Annotated in this window: 16 protein-coding genes; 13 read left to right on the top strand and 3 right to left on the bottom strand. The window is 69.1% G+C overall.

The window, feature by feature from the left end:
- Positions 1-194: 194 nt before the first annotated feature.
- Entirely contained in the window at positions 195-1,547 is a 1,353-nt protein-coding gene (locus tag IM660_RS04200) for an MFS transporter (RefSeq protein WP_193498159.1), read from the top strand.
- Complete coding sequence (locus tag IM660_RS04205) at positions 1,544-2,299, top strand: acVLRF1 family peptidyl-tRNA hydrolase (protein ID WP_193498160.1); 756 nt, start codon at positions 1,544-1,546, stop codon at positions 2,297-2,299. The genes IM660_RS04200 and IM660_RS04205 overlap by 4 nt, the downstream gene beginning before the upstream one ends.
- A gap of 6 nt (positions 2,300-2,305) precedes the next feature.
- On the opposite strand, the gene IM660_RS04210 is transcribed toward IM660_RS04205, so the two are convergent.
- A complete protein-coding gene (locus IM660_RS04210; protein ID WP_193498161.1) occupies positions 2,306-3,454 on the bottom strand; it encodes an ROK family transcriptional regulator in 1,149 nt (382 codons plus the stop codon).
- A gap of 157 nt (positions 3,455-3,611) precedes the next feature.
- On the opposite strand from IM660_RS04210, the gene IM660_RS04215 reads away from it, so the two are divergent.
- The 7 genes from IM660_RS04215 (at position 3,612) to IM660_RS19905 (ending at position 11,600) form a co-directional block, all read left to right on the top strand.
- Positions 3,612-4,886 carry an alpha-L-fucosidase gene (locus IM660_RS04215; RefSeq protein ID WP_193498162.1) on the top strand — a complete coding sequence of 425 codons (1,275 nt, stop codon included), beginning with the start codon at positions 3,612-3,614 and terminating at the stop codon, positions 4,884-4,886.
- Positions 4,887-4,933: 47 nt separating this feature from the next.
- On the top strand, positions 4,934-6,211 hold the full coding sequence (locus tag IM660_RS04220; protein ID WP_246465136.1) for an ABC transporter substrate-binding protein: 1,278 nt from the start codon (positions 4,934-4,936) through the stop codon (positions 6,209-6,211).
- 4 nt (positions 6,212-6,215) lie between these two features.
- Positions 6,216-7,142, top strand: a complete 927-nt coding sequence (locus tag IM660_RS04225; protein WP_159621265.1) for a carbohydrate ABC transporter permease — start codon at positions 6,216-6,218, stop codon at positions 7,140-7,142.
- Positions 7,132-8,049, top strand: coding sequence for a carbohydrate ABC transporter permease (locus tag IM660_RS04230; protein ID WP_193498163.1), 918 nt, complete (start codon positions 7,132-7,134; stop codon positions 8,047-8,049). The genes IM660_RS04225 and IM660_RS04230 overlap by 11 nt, the downstream gene beginning before the upstream one ends.
- 26 nt (positions 8,050-8,075) lie before the next feature.
- On the top strand, positions 8,076-9,632 hold the full coding sequence (locus tag IM660_RS04235; protein WP_193498164.1) for a M81 family metallopeptidase: 1,557 nt from the start codon (positions 8,076-8,078) through the stop codon (positions 9,630-9,632).
- On the top strand, positions 9,629-10,579 hold the full coding sequence (locus tag IM660_RS04240; protein WP_193498165.1) for an ROK family protein: 951 nt from the start codon (positions 9,629-9,631) through the stop codon (positions 10,577-10,579). The genes IM660_RS04235 and IM660_RS04240 overlap by 4 nt, the downstream gene beginning before the upstream one ends.
- An 85-nt stretch (positions 10,580-10,664) precedes the next feature.
- On the top strand, positions 10,665-11,600 hold the full coding sequence (locus IM660_RS19905; RefSeq protein WP_193498166.1) for a cupin domain-containing protein: 936 nt from the start codon (positions 10,665-10,667) through the stop codon (positions 11,598-11,600).
- A gap of 27 nt (positions 11,601-11,627) precedes the next feature.
- Here the strand turns inward: IM660_RS19905 and IM660_RS04250 are convergent, their stop codons facing one another.
- Complete coding sequence (locus tag IM660_RS04250; RefSeq protein ID WP_193498167.1) at positions 11,628-12,569, bottom strand: NAD(P)-dependent oxidoreductase; 942 nt, start codon at positions 12,567-12,569, stop codon at positions 11,628-11,630.
- The gene (locus tag IM660_RS04255; RefSeq protein ID WP_193498168.1) at positions 12,566-12,802 is read right to left on the bottom strand and encodes a hypothetical protein; all 237 of its coding nucleotides are present in this window, start codon (positions 12,800-12,802) and stop codon (positions 12,566-12,568) included. The genes IM660_RS04250 and IM660_RS04255 overlap by 4 nt, the downstream gene beginning before the upstream one ends.
- A gap of 98 nt (positions 12,803-12,900) precedes the next feature.
- On the opposite strand from IM660_RS04255, the gene IM660_RS04260 reads away from it, so the two are divergent.
- From IM660_RS04260 to IM660_RS04275, 4 genes are all read left to right on the top strand, one after another.
- On the top strand, positions 12,901-14,379 hold the full coding sequence (locus IM660_RS04260) for an NCS2 family permease (protein WP_193498169.1): 1,479 nt from the start codon (positions 12,901-12,903) through the stop codon (positions 14,377-14,379).
- A gap of 166 nt (positions 14,380-14,545) precedes the next feature.
- Positions 14,546-16,153: an HNH endonuclease signature motif containing protein gene (locus IM660_RS04265; RefSeq protein ID WP_210769074.1), complete on the top strand. Its 1,608-nt coding sequence runs from the start codon at positions 14,546-14,548 to the stop codon at positions 16,151-16,153.
- Between the two features lie 81 nt (positions 16,154-16,234).
- Positions 16,235-16,690: a MarR family winged helix-turn-helix transcriptional regulator gene (locus IM660_RS04270; protein ID WP_193498171.1), complete on the top strand. Its 456-nt coding sequence runs from the start codon at positions 16,235-16,237 to the stop codon at positions 16,688-16,690.
- Positions 16,687-18,210, top strand: a complete 1,524-nt coding sequence (locus IM660_RS04275) for an MFS transporter (protein WP_193498172.1) — start codon at positions 16,687-16,689, stop codon at positions 18,208-18,210. Before IM660_RS04270 ends, IM660_RS04275 begins: the two co-directional genes overlap by 4 nt.
- Positions 18,211-18,240: the final 30 nt, after the last annotated feature.

Raw genomic sequence — 18,240 nt, forward strand, 5'->3', positions numbered from 1 at the left:
CCACCTGACCAACCGGCCAAACCCTCGCTACGCTGGGAACTCGGGCATCGGCGTTCGGGAGTCGGTGCCGTGACGAGAGGATGGACCCATGAAGGGCAACTCGAGGGCACGTCGCACGATCGCAGCTGTCGTGACGGGTATCGGTCTGCTGCTTGCAGCACCCGTCGCAGCCGGGGCGACCACACTTAATTCTGATGCACCGGTCACGGCCGGCGGATTCACGATCCAGGGTGGAGGGAACGGGGCAGACGAAGAAGTCATCTGAACCTCCGGCTCGCGGTGACCGGTCTGGTGTTCCGGGCCGGTCACCGTCAGCCACTCCTCGTTCCTCCACCGCCGAGGGCCAGGCGCTGCGCCCGCTGATCCGCGGGGTGTATCTGCCGGCCCTGCTCTTCAGTGTCGGTATCGGTGCGATGACGCCCATGGTCGTCGTCAGTGCCACCGCACTCGGAGCCGATGGCGCGACCGCCGCCCTGCTTGCGGCTCTCATCCCGGTCGGTCACATCCTCGCCGACCTGCCCGCCGGCGCGGTCACGTCCCGCTTCGGTGAACGTGCCACGATGATCGGCTCCTCCGCGGTGGCGATGGTCGCCCTGGCCGCGTGTGCCCTCGCGCCGAACCTCGTGGTGCTCGGCGCCGGCGTGCTCGTCGCCGGAGGTACCGCCGCCGTGTACGGGCTCGCCCGGCAGGCCTATCTGACCGAGGTCATCCCGCCGATGCAGCGTGCCCGCGCACTGTCCTCGCTCGGCGGTGTAGGCCGGATCGGGATCTTCGTCGGCCCGTTCCTCGGTGCCGCACTCGTACTGGGACGCCCCGACCCGGCGCCCTCCTACTGGCTCGCTGCCGGCACCTCGCTGCTGTCCGCACTCGTGGTCTGGCGCGGCGCCCCGCACGAGACGCCGCGCCACCACACCCCTGACCGCCCCCGGGCCTCCACCTGGTCTGTGCTGCGTGATCAGCGTGCCATCTTCCTCACTCTCGGGGTCGCCGTCGTGCTCGTGGGCGCCATGCGCGGAGCCCGGCAGACTGTACTGCCGCTGTGGACGGAGAGCCTCGGTTACTCCCCGGCCGTCACCAGCATGATCTTCGGAATTGCCGGAGCCGTCGACATGCTGCTGTTCTACCCGGCCGGCAAGATCATGGACCGGATGGGCCGGCTGTGGATCGCGATCCCCTCGATGCTCGTCACCGGGATCGCGATGCTGTTCCTGCCGTTGACCGACGCACTCGTGACCGTGGGGATCGTCGCCGTGCTGCTGGGGCTGGGTAACGGGATCGGCTCAGGTGTGCTGATGACGTTGGCGGCCGATACCGCCCCCGAGCACGGCCGCCCACAGTTCCTCGGCGTCTGGCGGCTTTACTCCGACGCCGGGATGGCCACCGGCCCGCTCGTCGTCTCTGCCGGTGCCGCTCTCGGTTCCCTCGCCGCGGGGATCGCGGCCACCGGCGGGATCGGGTTGCTCGCCGTGCTGGCGCTGTGGCGCTGGGTGCCACGCTGGAGCGTGCACGCGAACCGGACCACCCGCCGTCGGGCAGGTGTCGGGTGAGCCGCCGCCTGGAGATCGGTGCGGCGCGGCTGCCCGGCTGGATGGCGCGGTTCGCCGCGCGGCACCCGGGGGCCACCGCGCAGGTCACCGCCGACGGCGTCCGGCTGGACACCCCGGACGGCGCCTGGGCGGAGGTCACCGCCTGGCCCGGGATCAGGCCGGAGCCATCGCCCACCGGCCTGATCGGCTGGGATTCCCTGGCCGACTGGGCTGCGGGGCCGCCGGCCTGTGCGTTCGTGCTGATCCGCCGTGGCGGATGGGCGGTCGGCCTGAGCCAGGGTGACCGGCTCGTCCGGCACCGCACCGGGCGGCGGTACGTGCAGTCGCGCACCGCGGCAGGTGGGTGGTCCCAGCAGCGGTTCGCGCGGCGGCGCGGCAACCAGGCGGATGCGCTGGTCGTGCATGTGGCGGGCGTGGTTGAGGAGCTGGTGGGGCAGTGGCGGGACGACCCCGGGCAGGGCGATGTCAGTTCGGGTGGTCTCGCGCTGAACGGTCTCGTGCTGGGCGGTCTCGTGCTGGGCGGGGACAAGGCGCTGGCCTCGGCGGTGCTCGCCGAGCTGCCCGGCGCAGGTGCGGGTCCTGGCAATTCCCGAGCTGGCAGTTCCCGAGCCGGCAGTCCCGCGACCCTCATGGCCGACCTGCCCCGGCGGGAGCTGTACGACTTGCCCGACCCACGTCTGGTGGTGCTGCGATCGGCTTTGACACGGGCGCGATCGGCCGTCGTGACGATCGATGACCCGGCTCTGAGGTGAGGATGCTCAGCGCCCGAGGCGGAACAACGACTCGTCGAGCATTCGCACCACACCGGTGAGGGTGGCATCGGCACCCAGGCGCGCCGGTTCGATCACCAGTGACCGGGTCATCATCGGGTGCGACCCGGCGTAGAGCTGGCTGCGGATCGCGGAGACGAACGGCTCCAGCGTCGCCAGCGCTCCGCCCAGGTAGACCGCCCCCGGGTTGAAGAAGTTCACGACGGCGCACAGCACCTCACCGAGCTGCCGACCGGCGGTCCGGGCGAGGGTGGTGGCGACGGGGTCGGCGTCGCGCACGCGGTCGAGAACGTCTGCCGTCGTCGTCACGTCATAGCCCTGTTCACGCAGCAACCGCACCAGCGCAGACCCGGAGGCGACCGTCTCCAGGCAGCCGTGATTGCCGCACGAGCACGGCGTCTCACCCGCGGCGCTGACCCGCGTGTGGGTGATGTCTCCGGCCACCCCGCCGGCGCCGTGGTAGACCGATCCGTGCACCACGATGCCCGCTCCGATCGCGGTGCCCGCCTTCACGGTGACGGAGTGCTCGACTCGTTCGGTGCGAGCGAAGTGTTCTCCGAGGGCCATCGCGTTCGCATCGTTCTCCACGACGACCGGCACTCCGGTCGCCTGCTCGAGCAGACCTCCGATGTCATGACCCTGCCAGCCGGGCATCCGGGACGGACTCTCGACCGTACGGCGGGTCACGTCGACCGGTCCAGGTAGCGAGATCCCGGCACCGACGAGCTGCCCGTCGACGGCCGGTCCGGTGGCGAGTGTCGTCAGCCCGGCGGCGACTGCGTCGATCACAGCCGGTGCCCCCTCGGTCAGATCAACGGGGATCTCGGTGGTCGCCACGATCCCGGCGCCACGGCGCACCAGTCCGATCCGGGCGTGCCCGCCGCCGAGGTCGATCGCGCCGAGGTACTCGTCCCGGTCGGTCAGGCGCAGTTCCCGGGGGCGGCGGCCACCGCTGGACTCCCCGGCCGGCCCTTCGACCAGGTGCCCCTCCGTCAGGAGCGCCTGGACGTGCTGGGAGACGGTTGAGGGTGAGAGGTCGAGCGCCTCCGCGAGCTCGCGTCGCGATCGAGCCCGGCCGGATCCGATCAGCATCAAGATCTCGTCCTGGGCGGCAGTGGTGCTCTTCCGTCGAGACATAGGACCAGCGTAGCGACTTCCTACGGACTTCGTGCGAAATAAACGTAACTTTGTTGTGACACTTCATGCATGGACAGGAAGAACATCGGATGTCTAGCGTATGAAGTACGTGAAGTTCTGACGTACTCCCCACCCGGGCAAAGGAGCATCCCGCACGATGGTCACCGCGCACGACTGGTTCACCCACGACCGATTCGGTCTGTTCATCCACTTCGGCCTGTACAGCCTGCTCGGCCGTCACGAGTGGGTCATGACCCACGAACGCACCTCACCCGAGGAGTACGAGAAGAACGCGCAGTTCTTCGACCCCGACCTGTTCGATGCTGTCGCCACGGCCAAGGCGGCGAAGGCGGCCGGCATGCGTTACGCCGTCCTGACAGCGAAGCATCACGAGGGCTTCGCCATGTACGACTCGGCTCTGACTGACTACAGCTCGAAGGCCACCTTCGGGCGGGACATCGTGGCCGAGTATGTGAAGGCATTTCGGGCCGAGGGCCTGAAGGTAGGCATCTACTACTCCCTCATCGACTGGCACCACCCCGACTTCACCATCGACTACCACCACCCGCTGCGCGACCGGCCCGACGCCCGCGAGCTCAACGAGGGCCGAGACATGGCCCGCTACCGCGAGTACCTGCACGGCCAGGTGCGGGAGCTGCTGACCAACTACGGCCGTATCGACTACCTCTTCTACGACTTCACCTACGTCGACGATCGCGACGGATGGGCCGGCAAGGGCCCGCAGGACTGGGACTCCGAGGGGCTCCTCGCGCTGACCCGTGAGCTGCAGCCGGACATCATCGTCAACGACCGGCTGTGGATCCCCGGTGATGTGGTCACCCCCGAGCAGTACCAGCCCGATGAGCCCATGACGCGCGACGGCGAGGAGGTCATGTGGGAGGCCTGCCAGACCCTGAACGGATCCTGGGGATACGACCGCGACAACCTCGACATCAAGTCCCCCGATCTGCTGCTGCGGATGCTGGTCGACACCGTCTCCAAGAACGGCAACCTGCTGCTGAACATCGGACCTGACGGGCGCGGTGGGATCCCGCCACGTGACCAGGTCTCGTTGCAGGCACTCGGGGAGTGGATGCGCCTGCACGAGCGGTCCGTGATCGGGGCCGGTGCCGCCGGCTACCAGGCGCCGTCGGGCACCGTGCTCACCCGCCGTGGCGATCGCCTCTACCTGCACCTGCTCACCTGGCCGTTCGGTCATGTGCACCTCGCTGACCTCGCCGACAAGGTGAGCTTCGCGCGGTTCCTGCACGACGGCTCCCAGGTGCGCGCCAGCCAGATCGACCCTGATCAGCAGGCGTGGAACACCGAACCGGGCGGCCAGGCACCGGGCACCCTCACCCTTCACCTGCCGACGACGCGGCCCGACGTGGCCATTCCCGTCATCGAGCTCTTCCTCGCGCCGGACGCGTGAGGACTGACCCACCACGAGAAACCATCCACAACGAGATTGGACGAACGATGAAGATCACCAGATCTCTGGCAGCGATGACCGCTGCCGGTGCGGCACTCGCCCTCGGCGCCTGCGGGACGCAGTCGGGAAGTGGCAGCGGAAGCGACGGCGATGGCGATGACACTGGCAGCGGCGCCTCGATCACCTGGGACATGTGGGCCGGCAGCGAGTCCGACATCGAAGCGCTCGAGGCGCAGCTCGCGATCGCCCAGGAGGAGAACCCCGACCTGGACATCTCCCTCCAGCACGCCCCGTGGAACGACTACTTCACCAAGCTGACCACCAACCTCGCCTCCGGCAACGTGGCGTGCGTGACCTCGATGAACGGCCAGCGCCTCTCCGGCTACCACGAGGCGTTCATGCCGCTCGGCGAGGAGGAGCTGGCGACCGCCGGGATCGACCCGGCCGACTTCACCGAGGGATCGCTGGACATCATGAGCTACGACGGCGAGCTCTACGGCATCCCCTACGACGTGGCAGCGATGCTCGTCTACTACAACAAGGACATGTTCGCCGACGCGGGCGTTCCCGAGCCGGCAGCCGGCTGGACGTTCGAGGACTTCGACGCCGCGCTGGACGGACTCGGTACCGACGGCACCGCCTTCGGCATGGGTATGGGCGAATTCCAGTGGATGGCCCTGCCGATCGCCCACGCCGGCGTGCAGCCGGTCGACGAGTCCGGCGCGCTGGACCTGACCAACCCCGCCTTCCTCGAGGCCTCCGAGTGGTACGCCTCGATCGCCGCCGACGGTCACGGGTCACTCCCGCCCTCGGCCTCCGACACCGGCTGGGGTGAGCAGGAGTACCAGGCAGGCAACGTCGCGATGGCGGTGGACGGCACCTGGAACGCTTCCAGCTACCTGAACAACGAAGCCGGCTTCGCCGCCGGCATGGTCGACATTCCCTCCGTCGACGGTGAGCGCCTGGGTCTGGTGCTCGGCTCGGGCTATGGCATCTCCGCCGACTGCGAGAACCCGGAGGCGGCGCTGCAGGTGCTCGGCTCGCTCGTGGGTGAAGCGGCGCAGGACCAGATCGCCTCCTCGGGTCGCAGCTACCCGGCGCGCATCAGTTCCCAGCCGCTGTACTTCGAGTCCCTCGACGAGGGTGTGCAGGACGAGGTGCAGGCCGCGTTCGAGGCCGTCTTCACCGGCCTGGAGGGGCAGCGCTCCACCGACGACTGGGCCCAGGTCAACGAGTCGATCCAGCCGAACCTGGTGACCGTCTACACCGGTCAGTCGACGATGACCGACGTGCTCGAGCAGACGCAGAGCCAGTTCGGCGACTGATCTGATGACAGCGACCGGAGCATCTGCAGCGCCGCTCAGGCGCGGACAGAGCAGGCTGCGACGGATCGAGTCCCGCCAGGCGCTGGGGTTCATCTCCCCGGCCCTGGCGGGCCTGACCGTGTTCACGATCGCCCCGGTGATCCTCTCGATCGTGATGAGCCTCTATGACTGGCCCGCGTGGGGGGACCGGACCTTCGTGGGCGGCGGCAACTATGTCGACCTGTTCACCCGCCACCCGGATTTCTGGCCGTCGTTGCGCAACTCGGCGATCTTCACACTGCTGTTCGTGCCGATGAACCTCGCAGTATCGCTGACTTTGGCGCTGCTGCTCAGCCCCCGCATCAAGGGCCGGGCGGTGTTCCGGGTGTTGTTCTTCATCCCGGTGGTCACCCCGATGGTGGCCAACGTGCTGGTGTGGAAGATGCTGCTGCAGCCGAACGGGCTGTTCAACGGGCTGTCCACCTCGATGTTCGGGATCGAGCTGCCCAGCTTCCTCAGCCACCCGCAATGGGCGATGGTGATGGTGGTGGTCATGTCCGTCTGGCAGGGCATGGGCTACAACATGCTGATCTTCTGTGCGGCGCTGGAGCAGCTCCCCGAACCGGTGTTGGAGGCCGCTCGCATCGACGGCGCGAAGGGGTGGCGGATGTTCTCCCGGATCACCCTGCCGCTGCTGAGCCCGGCGATCTTCTTCACCACGGTGATGACGATGATCACCTCGATGCAGGTCTTCGCCCAGCCGCAGCTGCTCACCGGCGGTGGCCCCGGCAACGCCACCATCCCGATCGTGATGTTCATCTACGACCAGGCCTTCACCTTCCAGCAGATGGGCCTGGCCGCCGCGGCCGCCTGGATCCTCTTCGCGATCATCATCGGCCTGACGGCGCTGCAGTTCTCCGCGCAGAAGAGGTGGGTCCACTATGAGGTCTGATGTGATCGCCGACGCCGCAGCCCGCCCGGGCGAGCAGCAGGTGGCACCTGCAGGCGTGGTTCCCCCGCGCAAGGAGAAGCAGCCGGTCACCGCCGGTGTGGTGGTCGCCTACGTCTGCGTGGTGCTGGCCGCCGTGATCTTCGCCGTGCCGCTGATCTACGCCCTGTTCTCGGCGCTCAAGCCCAATGACCAGATCTTCGCGGTACCGCCCACGCTGGTGGGAGACGAAGTGCGGTGGGGCAACTTCGTGGAGGTGTTCCGGTTCGGGCCGTTCTGGACCTATATCGGCAACTCCTTCTTCGTGGCCATCGCCGGCACGATCGTGGTCAACATCGTCTCCACCACCGCCGGCTATGCGTTCGGGCGACTGCGCTGGCGTGGCCGGGATGTGGTCTTCGTGCTGTTCCTGGTGACGCTGATGGTGCCGCAGGAAGTGCTCGTGGTGCCGATGTTCCAGCTGATGCAGTGGCTGGGGTGGGTGAACACCCCGCAGGCGCTGATCCTGCCGTTCGCCTTCACCGCCTTCGGGACGTTCCTGATGCGGCAGTTCTTCCGTGGGATTCCCTACGAGCTGGAGGAAGCCGCACGCGTGGACGGTGCCGGTCCGCTGCGCACGTTCGGTTCCATCATCCTGCCGCTGGCCCGGTCCGCGGTGGCGGTGCTGACGGTGTTCACGTTCATCAGCTTCTGGAACAGTTATCTGTGGCCGTTGATCGTGGTCAACGACTACGGCTACCTGGGCACACTGCCGATCGGCCTGGCCACCTTCTCGGGACAGTTCGGTACCCGCTGGGATCTGCAGATGGCGGCCTCGATCATCTCCATGATCCCGACCGCGATCCTGGTGATCGTGCTGCAGAAGCACCTGGTGAAGGGCATCGCGACCGCCGGGATCGCCGGCCGATGACGACAGGGCCGATGAGAGGACACACCATGAACCACCCGCCTCAGGCGGGCCGTCGCCCCCGGATCGCGATCGCCGGGATCGGCATCGAGTCCAGCGCCTATGCGGCTCACCGGGCCGGCTACCGGGACTTCCCGGTCCTGGAAGGCACGGCGGTGCTCGACCGGTATCCCTTCCTCGCCCCGGGCAGCGAGCTACGGGAGGGCGCAACCTGGATCGGCGTGCTCGTCACCAAGGCGATCCCCGGCGGGCAGGTGCTCGCCGGTGTCTACGAGGACCTGCGGGACCGGATCGTGGCGGGGCTGCGGGAGGTCGTGGCCGAGGGGCCGCTGGACGCGGTGTACCTCGATATCCACGGGGCGATGAGCGTGGTCGGGATGACCGATGCCGAAGGTGACCTGGTGGCGGCGGTGAGGGACGCCGTCGGGCCGGAGCCGTTGATCGCTGCCCCGATGGACCTGCATGGGAACATCTCAGAGCGGTTCTTCCACGAGGTGGACCTGCCCACCTGTTTCCGGATGGCCCCCCACGAGGACGCCTGGGAGACCCGCGAGCGGTCGGCGCGGGACCTGCTGGCGTGGATCGGTCGGGACGACCGCCCGGTACGTGCCTGGGTTCGGGTGCCGATCCTGTTGGCCGGCGAGCAGACCTCCACCCGGGTCGAACCTGCCCGCAGCCTGTACGGCCGTATCCCCGCGGTGACCGGACGTGCGGGCGTGACCGACGCCTCGATCTGGATCGGGTATGCCTGGGCGGACGAGCCACGCTGCCACGCGTCGGTGATCGTGACGGGGGATGACGAGGCCATGGTGGCGGCGTCGGCCGAGGAACTCGCCGAGGCGCTGTGGGACGTGCGCGAGGAGTTCGAGTTCGTCGGCCCCACGGGGAGCCTGGACGAGGCGATCGATGCCGCGCTGGCGCACCGGGCCGCCGGCCGCGCGCGGCCATACCTGATCAGCGACTCCGGCGACAACCCCGGTGCCGGTGGGTCCGGGGACGTTACCTGGACCCTCACCCGGGTGCTCGAGCGAGCTGATCTCGTGGGATCCCACGACGGCGTCCCTCGCCCCGCGCACGACCTTCCCCTCACCTACGTGGCCTCCGTCTTCGACGCCGACGCGATCGGTGAGCTGTGCCAACGCCAGGTGGGGGACGCCGTCGACGTGACAGTGGGAGCCCGGGTGGACGACCGGGTCAGCGGACCGGTGCGGGTGCGCGGCATCCTGCACGGCTTGTACACCGACCCCGTGGCGGGACGGGTGGCGGTGATCCGCGCCGGTGGGGTGCACGCGATCGTCACCGAGTTCCGCAAGGCATTTCACGCCACCGACGACTTCGCCCGGCTCGGGCTGGATCCCGGTGAGGCGGATCTGATCATCACCAAGATCGGCTATCTGGAGCCCACACTGCACGAGGTGGCCCAGGGGTGGACACTGGCGCTGACACCGGGCCCGGTGGATCAGGACATCGCCCGGCTTGCCCATGAGCGGATCGAGCGGCCGATGTTCCCCTTCGACGATTTCGAGACCGCACCACGGCTCCGGGCCGAGGTGGCCGGGAGCGGCGCGGAACGAGGCAGCCGGTGAGCGCACTGCTGGGCATCGACTACGGCGGTACCCGCACGAAGTTGTTGCTCGTGGACTCCGGGACGCAGGAGGTGCTCGACCGTCGCAGCGTGCCGACCGGGCGCCTGGCGGCGCTCGCCGACGCCGTGCGAGAGGTGACCACCGATCGGTCCGTGAGCCGGTTCGGCCTGACCATCGCCGGCACGCTGGACCCTGGCACCGGGGTGGTCGGCCGGAGCACGAACATGCCCTGGTTGGACGGCCTCGCGCCGGCGGCCGGGCTGGCCGAACAGGTCGGGATCCCCGGGGTGGCGGTGCAGGACGGGACCGCGATGGCGATCGCCGAGGCCACACTCGGCGCCGGCCGCGACGCACGCGACGTCTTCGTGATCGCGCTCGGCACCGGTGTGGCGGGCGCGCACGTGGTCGATGGGGAGGTCCGCGCCGGTGCCCACGGGGGTGCGGGCGAGATCGGTCACGTGGCGGTCGGCGCACCGCACACGTGTTCCTGCGGGCAGGTCGGGTGCCTGGAGACGCTCATCGGCGGCGGCCAGCTCGGGCGACGTTGGGAGCAGGAGCGGGCCGGCGCACAGGCTCCGGCGAGCAGTACGGCCACGGCGAGGGACGTCGTCATGGCAGCCGAGGCCGGGGATAGGGCCGCCCAGGCTGTGCTCGCCCGGGCGACCGATGGTCTCGCGCGGGCGATCCTGCAGGCGAGCGCACTGCTGGACCCGGGGGTGATCGTCGTCGGAGGTGGGCTCGCCCGGTCCCCCCGGTGGACCGTTCATCCTGCCGTGGAGGCGGCTGGCCGTGCGGCCACCTTCCACCGCCTGCCGGAGATCCGCACGGCGGCGCTGGGTGTGTGGGCTGGAGCCTACGGCGCGATGCTCGCCGCCGATACGGCAGCCGCCGGAAGCCCTCCGAGCGACTCCGGAGCGGCTCCGAGTACAAGGTTCACCGCCTCGTAGACAATCGGCAACGTCCCGTTCGCTTGCGACGGCGATCCTGCACGAGCAGACGACGCCGATGACAGGGCGAGCAAGGGGGCAGGCGATGAGGGTGCGCGCTCAGCGGGAGAGCGGAGCCGTCGCTCGCGCCGGCGGGCGAGCACGGGCCGACGAGACGAGCCGGTCCTGGTGGATGCGAGCCGACCACCCGCTCCCGCTGCAGTTGCGTCGCAGCCAGGACGGGCCGGTGCGGATCGTCGCCGCGAGTGCGTCAACGGTGCTGACCGGATTCCGCGACCCCGCCGAGGTGGCGAGTGATCTGGAACTGCTGCGCGTGCACGGGCTCGAGGACGTGATCTCCGTGCTGCGGCGCCCGGATCAGGGTGAGGCGCTGCTCTACGCGCTCGGCCTGATCTTCGCCACCGGCCGGGCAGCCCAGATCTCCCTCGCCCGGCGGGTGGCGGCGGCCGCCGCGGAGTGCACGGGCAACCCGGCGCTGCACCGGCTGCTCGGGGTGGCGCGGCACCACCCGGACGACCCCGGGTTGCTGGTGACGACGTTCCTGCACGAGAACCTCCTCGCGCCGGGGGACGTGCTCGACGTGAGCCCCGGCGCGGTGCATGGGCTGCTCGCCGGCCGGGCGCTGCACGTGGCGGCCGCGCGGGGACGTCCGATCACGGTCGGACTCTCGCTCGAACCTGTCCCCACCCAGGAGGTGCTGCAGCGGATCGCACCGCGGGTGGGCCCGGGGCGTCTGGTCCCTGGGGTGCTGCGCGGGGGCGTGCTGCGCTTCCCGCCGCTGGAGGATGTGGACCTCGTGCAGGTGGTGGGGGAGGCGTCGATGAGCATGGGCACGGCGGCGGACGTGATCGCCCTGGATGAGGCAGGGTGGGTGGACGCCGGCGGACGGGTGGCGGTGCAAGCCGGGGACACTGTGCCGGTCCCTGCCGGTCAGGTCCAGGTAGGGTCGCGCGGCCGGATGGTGCTGGTCAGCGCCACGGTGCCCGACGGTGCCAGGGTCGGCGTCTCGCTAGAGGTCTGATCGGCTCCACAGATCTGAACGGGCGGATCAGCGGGCGACGACGTTGAGGAGCTCGTCCCCTGCTCGCAGGCGGCGCAGGTTCTCGACGATCAGACGCTCAGGGCGCTCGGGACGCCCTCCGGCCGAGTGCGGGGTGATGATCATGTTCGGCGCCTGCCACAGCGGTGAGTCGGCCGGGAGCGGTTCGGTTGCAAAGACGTCGAGCGCTGCTCCGGCGATCGATCCGGACTCCAGTGCCGCCAGCAGCGCCGGCTCGTCCACGGTGGCGCCACGGCCGACGTTGACGAGCCAGGCGTGTCGGGGCAGTGCGTCCAGCACCTCGGTCCCGACCGCTCCGGTGGTGGCCGGTGTGGCCGGAAGGATGTTCACGAGCACATCGGTCTGTGGCAGCGCCGTCGGCAGCTCGGCCGGTGTGATCACCGGGTAGCCCTCACGCTCGCCCGCGGTCGTGGCGACGCCCGTGACCTGGGCGCCCAACGCCGTCAGGTAGCCCGCCAGGCGGGTGCCGATCCCCCCGAAGCCCCACACGAGCACCCGGGCCCCGGAGAGGGTGCTCAGATGCTCAGGTGCCCCGAACGGCTGGTTGACGTCCTCCCACGCGCGCCATGTCGAGTCGGCCTGTGCGAGCACCGCCTTGTCGAGCCGGCGAGCGGCGGCCAGGAGCAGGGCGAGGGTGTGCTCGGCCACCGGCGCATCGTGCAGACCGCGACCCGAGCACAGGGTGATCGCAGGATCGAAACCTGCGGCCTCGACGGCGTCTGTGCCTGCCATGAGCGCCTGGATCCACACGAGATCCGGCAGTTCGCCGGGCAGTGCACGCAGCCGTTCTCCCGGGTTTCCCCAGACCACGATCGCCTCGGCGTCGCGGTGCTCGTCCGGGATGGGCGAGTGCACGTCGTAGACCACGGTTGTGACGCCGTCGGGAGCGTGGACCTGCAGCGGGATCGAACTCGGAACCAGCAGCTTCATTCAGACATTCCTTGATCGTCGATGAGGTGGACACGGTGCGCCCACCAGTACCCGGCCGCGCCCAGTGCGATCCCCGCGACGGCGACCCAGGCATAGCGGCCGTCGGGGGAGCGTTCGGCCAGGTGCATCACGCCGAGGGTGAGCAGAGCGATCAGCCACGCGGTGGTCCCGACGAGGAACAGCGCCTTCGCGTTCACCTTCGCCGGGACGAGCTCCTTCGGGGCTTCTGGCACAGGTCGATCCTAGTGGGTGTGGGGTCAGTGTGAGTGTGGGCGCGGGGTGGTGGACAGGGTGTTCTGCTCCGGCCAGGCTTCTGCCAGGATGACGGCACATGAGCACCTCTTCCACGAGAGCCGCGACGGCGACTGGCCTGCTGGACCGATTCTTCATGATCACCGCACGCGGTTCGACGCTCGGGCGGGAGATCCGAGGCGGACTGGTCACCTTTTTCGCGATGAGCTACATCATCGTCCTGAATCCGCTGATCATCGGTACCGTCGCCGATGGTTCCGGCTCGTTCATCGGAGGGGACGAAGGACTCGCCGTGGCACGGGTGGCGGCTGCCACGGCGCTCGTCGCCGGAGTCATGAGCATCCTCATGGGCTTGGTGGCGAACTTCCCGCTCGCGCTGGCGGCCGGGCTGGGCCTGAATGCCGTGGTGGCGTTCTCGATCGCGGTCCTGCCGGAGATGACCTGGGCAGATGCGATGGGGCTGGTGGTGATCGAAGGGTTGATCATCCTGGTGCTCGTGCTGACCGGCTTCCGCGAGGCGGTCTTCCGGGCGGTGCCGAAGGAGCTGCGCACGGCGATCAGCGTGGGGATCGGGCTGTTCATCGCCTTCATCGGGTTGGTGGACGCCGGCATCGTGCGCATCCCGGTCTCGCTCGCCACCCCCGTGGAGATGGGCGTGGCGGGCTCGCTCGCGGGCTGGCCCGCGCTGGTGTTCGTGGTGGGACTGCTGCTCGCGATCGTGCTGCACTTACGCAAGGTGCGCGGTGCGCTGTTGATCGCGATCATTGCCGGGACCGTGCTGGCCGTGGTGATCGAGGCGATCGCGCATGTGGGTGGATCGGTGAACGCGGACGGTTCACCCAACTCCACCGGATGGCGGCTGAACAGCCCGGAGCTGCCGGATACCTGGGTGCGCCTGCCTGACTTCTCCCTGCTGGGTCAGTTCTCCCTCCTCGGGTCCTTCGAGAAGATCAGCGCTGTCACTGTGGTGCTGCTGGTGTTCTCGCTCCTGCTGGCCGACTTCTTCGACACCATGGGCACGATGGTGGCCGTGGGGAGTGAGGGCAAACTGCTCGACTCCGACGGGCACCCGTACGGAACCCGGCGGATCCTGGTGGTGGACTCCCTGGCGGCCGTGGCCGGTGGGGCAGGGTCGGTCTCGTCCAACACCTCCTACATCGAGTCGGCCGCGGGTGTGGGTGATGGGGCCCGCACCGGGTTGGCGTCAGTGGTGACCGGGCTTGCCTTCCTGCTGGCGACGTTCCTGGCTCCGGTGGTGGACATGGTGCCGTATGAGGCCGCTACTCCTGCGCTGGTGGTGGTCGGGTTCCTGATGATGACGCAGGTGAGCGGGATTGACTGGAAGAACGCCGAAGTGTCGATCCCGGCGTTCCTGACGATCGTGCTGATGCCGTTCACCTACTCGATCACGGCGGGTATGGGCGCTGGTTTCATCGCCTATGTGGTGATCAAGGTGGCGCTCGGGAAGGCGCGTGCGGTGCACCCGCTGATGTGGGTGACGGCGGTGCTGTTCATCCTCTACTTCGTGCGGGGGCCGTTGCAGTCGCTGGCTGGCTGAGTGGGCTGCTCTGTTCGGCTGGGTCGCGGGCTGAGTCGCAGGTTCAGGCAGGTTCGGGTACGGGCGCAAGGGGAGTGGCACACCGTCGCGAGCGGGTGTGGCCATGTCGTCGAACGAACCGGATCTGGGGTTGCCAGGTGAGAGGCGTTCGCTTAGAATGGAACGCATGTTCGACGATGCGAGGTGGGTGGGGCGCGTGAATGACGCTGCGTCCGACTCTGCGCTGGTAGCCGGGTGTGTTCAGCTCCTCGTCGAGCACCAGCAGTTGTCGCTCGCCGAGCAGCTCGCGGTCCAGCTTCCCGGCGGTGCGCTGCTGGACAGGTTGGATCTTCTCGACCTGGAAGCAGTCGACGAGGCGACATTGGTGGAGGTCGTGGCCGCAGCGCGCCGGGTCGAGGCCCGTGTGCAGGAGGTCGCGTTGCATGCTGCCGCGGAGTTGGCGCAGCGGCCGGCGATGAATCCCGAGGATCTGGCCGGCCATACCGAGGGTCCGAGCGACGTGACGGGGGACGAGCTCGCACTCCGGCTGTGTGGCACCAAGCGGGAGGGTCGCAAGCTGGTCCAGCGCGGCCGGTCGTTGCTGCGCACCCTGGAGCGGACGGGCGAAGCGCTGAAGTTCGGCTGGATCGACCTCCCGCGGGCTGCGGTGATCGCCGATGGGCTCGAGGGGGTCTCGTGGCAGGTGGCGATGGCCGTCGAGGAGGCCGTGATCGAGCGAGCCCCGCGTCGCACGGTGGCCCAGTTGCGTTCTGACGTGGCGAAAGCGCTGATCGCGGTCGATCCGGCCGAGGCTGAGGTTCGTGCGCAGGCGCGGCGTTCCGATCGGCACGTCAGTAGGCCACAGGCTCTTCCCGACGGCGTCGCCTCCCTGCGCGTGGAGGGCCCGGCCGCCGAGGTGCTCGCCTTGGACGTTGCCCTGGAGTCGACGGCTCGGTCAGCGAAAGCGCAAGGGGATCCGCGGACACTGGATCAGCTGCGCTTCGACGCGCTGACTGGACTCGGCTCGCGTGCCCTGGCCTCCGGGGTCTTCGGGGTTGATGGTGCCTGTGATGCAGTGCGAGTTGATGGACGAACCGCTGCGGGTGGCGCACCTGCCGGGCATGCTGATCGGAGCCTGGCGGGGACTGGTGTGCGTGATGGTGGTGCGGCGCTCGGAGTGGTCGGCGGACGGCGCCCGGAGATCCAGGTGGTCGTCACGCTCGAGCACCTCCAGGGTGGCCTTGCCTGTGGCGGCGCCGATGCCGATGCCGCTGAGTGCTTGTGCGCGGGCGCTCCCTGTGCCTGTGGCGGCGACGTGAACTCGATCCGGCTCGACGATGTCCCCATGCTCTCGGGCTACGGGCCCATCACCCCGACCGCGGCGCGAGCGATCGCGGCCGGCGGCATCTGGCGACGACTCGTCACCGACCCCGTCAGTCGAACGGTCGTCGATGTCGGGAGCGCCCGGTATCGACCGCCCGCGGGGATGGCGGAACTGGTCCGGGCGCGGGACGGCACATGTGTTCGGCCCGGATGTGGCCATCAGGCGCGATTCTGCCAGCTCGACCATACGGTGCCCTTCGACGCCGGTGGTCCCACTAGTGTGGCCAACCTCGGTCCACTCTGCGTGCGCGACCACCTCATCAAGACTCACGGCGACTTCACCGTGACGCAGCCGGAACCAGGCCTGTTCGAGTGGGTCACGCCGACCGGGCATCGGTACCGGCGAGAGCGCGAGGGCACCACCATCCCGGTGGGGATCGTGAAGCAGTCCGGTGACGATCCGCCGTTCTGAGACTCTCTGCGGATGAACGGGTGCGCGCCGTAGCGCCAGGTCTTTACTTAGCAAAAGTAACGAGTTATAGTAGGTGCCGCAATGGGAACTGAGCGTGCACCAGAGAGCGCCTGTGCGCCACGACCGCCGGGTGGCCTCGCCTCCCGGCTCCGGACGACGTTGCTGCGGACCTCGCGCAAGTTGCGGGCGGAGCACGCCGGGGATCTCAGTGAGGCCCAACGGGCAGTGCTGGGCGGTGTGGTCACGAACGGTCCCTTCACCCCCGGGGAGCTGGCGGCGCGAGAGCACGTCCAGCCTCCCTCGATGACCAGGATGATCCGCGGACTTGAGGAGTCGGGACTCCTGGCCCGCACGGCCCACCCCACCGATCGCCGCCAGGTGCTCGTGACCGCGACGGACGCCGGACGCGCCTACATCAAGGAGACCCGGCGCCGTCGGGACGAGTGGCTCTCGCGGCGGCTCGCCGCCCTGACGCCCGCGGAACGCCAGACCCTGTCCGATGCCGAAGAGATCCTGAGGAGGATCACCACCCAGTGAGCAGAATGTTCGCCTCGTTGCGCCTGTACAACTACCGACTCTGGTTCGCAGGCGCCCTCGTGGCGAACGTTGGCACCTGGATGCAGCGCATCGCACAGGACTGGCTCGTCCTCACCGAGCTCTCCGACAACTCCGGTATCGCCGTCGGCATCGTCACCGGACTGCAGTTCGTACCCGCAGTGCTTCTGACCCCCTACGCCGGGGTGCTGGCCGACCGCCTCGACAAGCGCAAGCTGCTGCTGGCCACGCAAGGAGCGATGGGACTGCTCGCCGCCGCGCTCGGCCTTCTGGTGCTGCTCGGTCAGGCCGAACTGTGGCACGTGTACGTCTTCGCACTGTTGCTCGGCATCGCCAGTGCCTTCGATGTGCCCGCCCGGCAGACATTCGTCGCTGAGCTGGTGCCCGCGTCGGGGCTTCCCAACGCGGTGGCCCTGAACAGCGCCTCGTTCAACGCTGCCCGGATGATCGGCCCGGCAGTCGCCGGTCTGCTGATCGCTGTGGTGGGGCCAGGCTGGGTCTTCCTCATCAACGCGGTCTCCTTCGCGGCGACCATCGCCGCGATGCTCGTGATGCGCACGAGTGAACTCCGTCAGGTGCCCCGCACCCCGCGGGCCAAGGGACAGCTGCGCGCAGGGGTCGCCTACGTGCGCCACCGCAGCGACATCGTTCTCATCATGATCGTCGTGTTCGTGGTGGGCGGCATCGGCCTGAACTTCCAGCTCACGTCCGCCGTGATGGCGAAGGTGGAGTTCGGCCGTGATGCGGGCGAGTACGGTCTGCTCGGATCCATCCTCGCCCTCGGCTCTCTCGCCGGCGCCCTGGTGGCGGCTCGTCGCAAGCGCCCCCGCGTGCGCGTGGTGATCATGGCGGCCTTCGGATATGCGATCTCGGCGACTCTGCTCGCGCTCGCACCCACCTACGAGCTGTTCGCGCTCGCGTGCATCCCCGCCGGCTTCAGCTCGCTGACGATGCTCACCTCGGCGAACGCCGCGATCCAGGTCAGTACTGACCCCGCGTTCCGCGGTCGCGTCATGAGCCTCTACGTGGTGGTGCTCTTCGCCGGCAACCCGATCGGTTCACCCCTGGTCGGATGGATCGCTGACGCCTGGGGGCCGCGCTGGTCGATCGGGGTCGGCGCCATTGCCGCCTTCGTCGTGGCTGCCGGCGCCGCAGTGTGGGCGGGGCGCAAGTGGGAGGTCGAGGTGCGCTACCGGATCGGGAAGCGGCCGCACCTGCAGCTGACCAATGCCGGCGAGCGGTCCAGTGCGAGAAGGCAGTCCCAGCCCGCCCACCCGTCCCAGCCCGTCCAGCCAGTCGAGTCAGAGCCTGTGACCGCCGTAGCTGCAGCCAGTGCACCTGATCCGGTCACTCCCGAACGAGGCGCCCAGGAGGTGGGCACGCCTGAACGGGCAGCCGATTCCGCCGATCCCGCCGCACCTCCGGCGCGCGGGTCGGCAGGCCGAGCTGCGCGGCGCCGCCGTACACCGGCGAGGCTGACGGGCACCACTCCGCGCCACTGACGTGGTGCCGGCTCAGCCATGTCGCTGCTG

This window comes from Ruania alkalisoli (assembly GCF_014960965.1).
In the GTDB taxonomy this organism is placed as follows: domain Bacteria; phylum Actinomycetota; class Actinomycetes; order Actinomycetales; family Beutenbergiaceae; genus Ruania; species Ruania alkalisoli.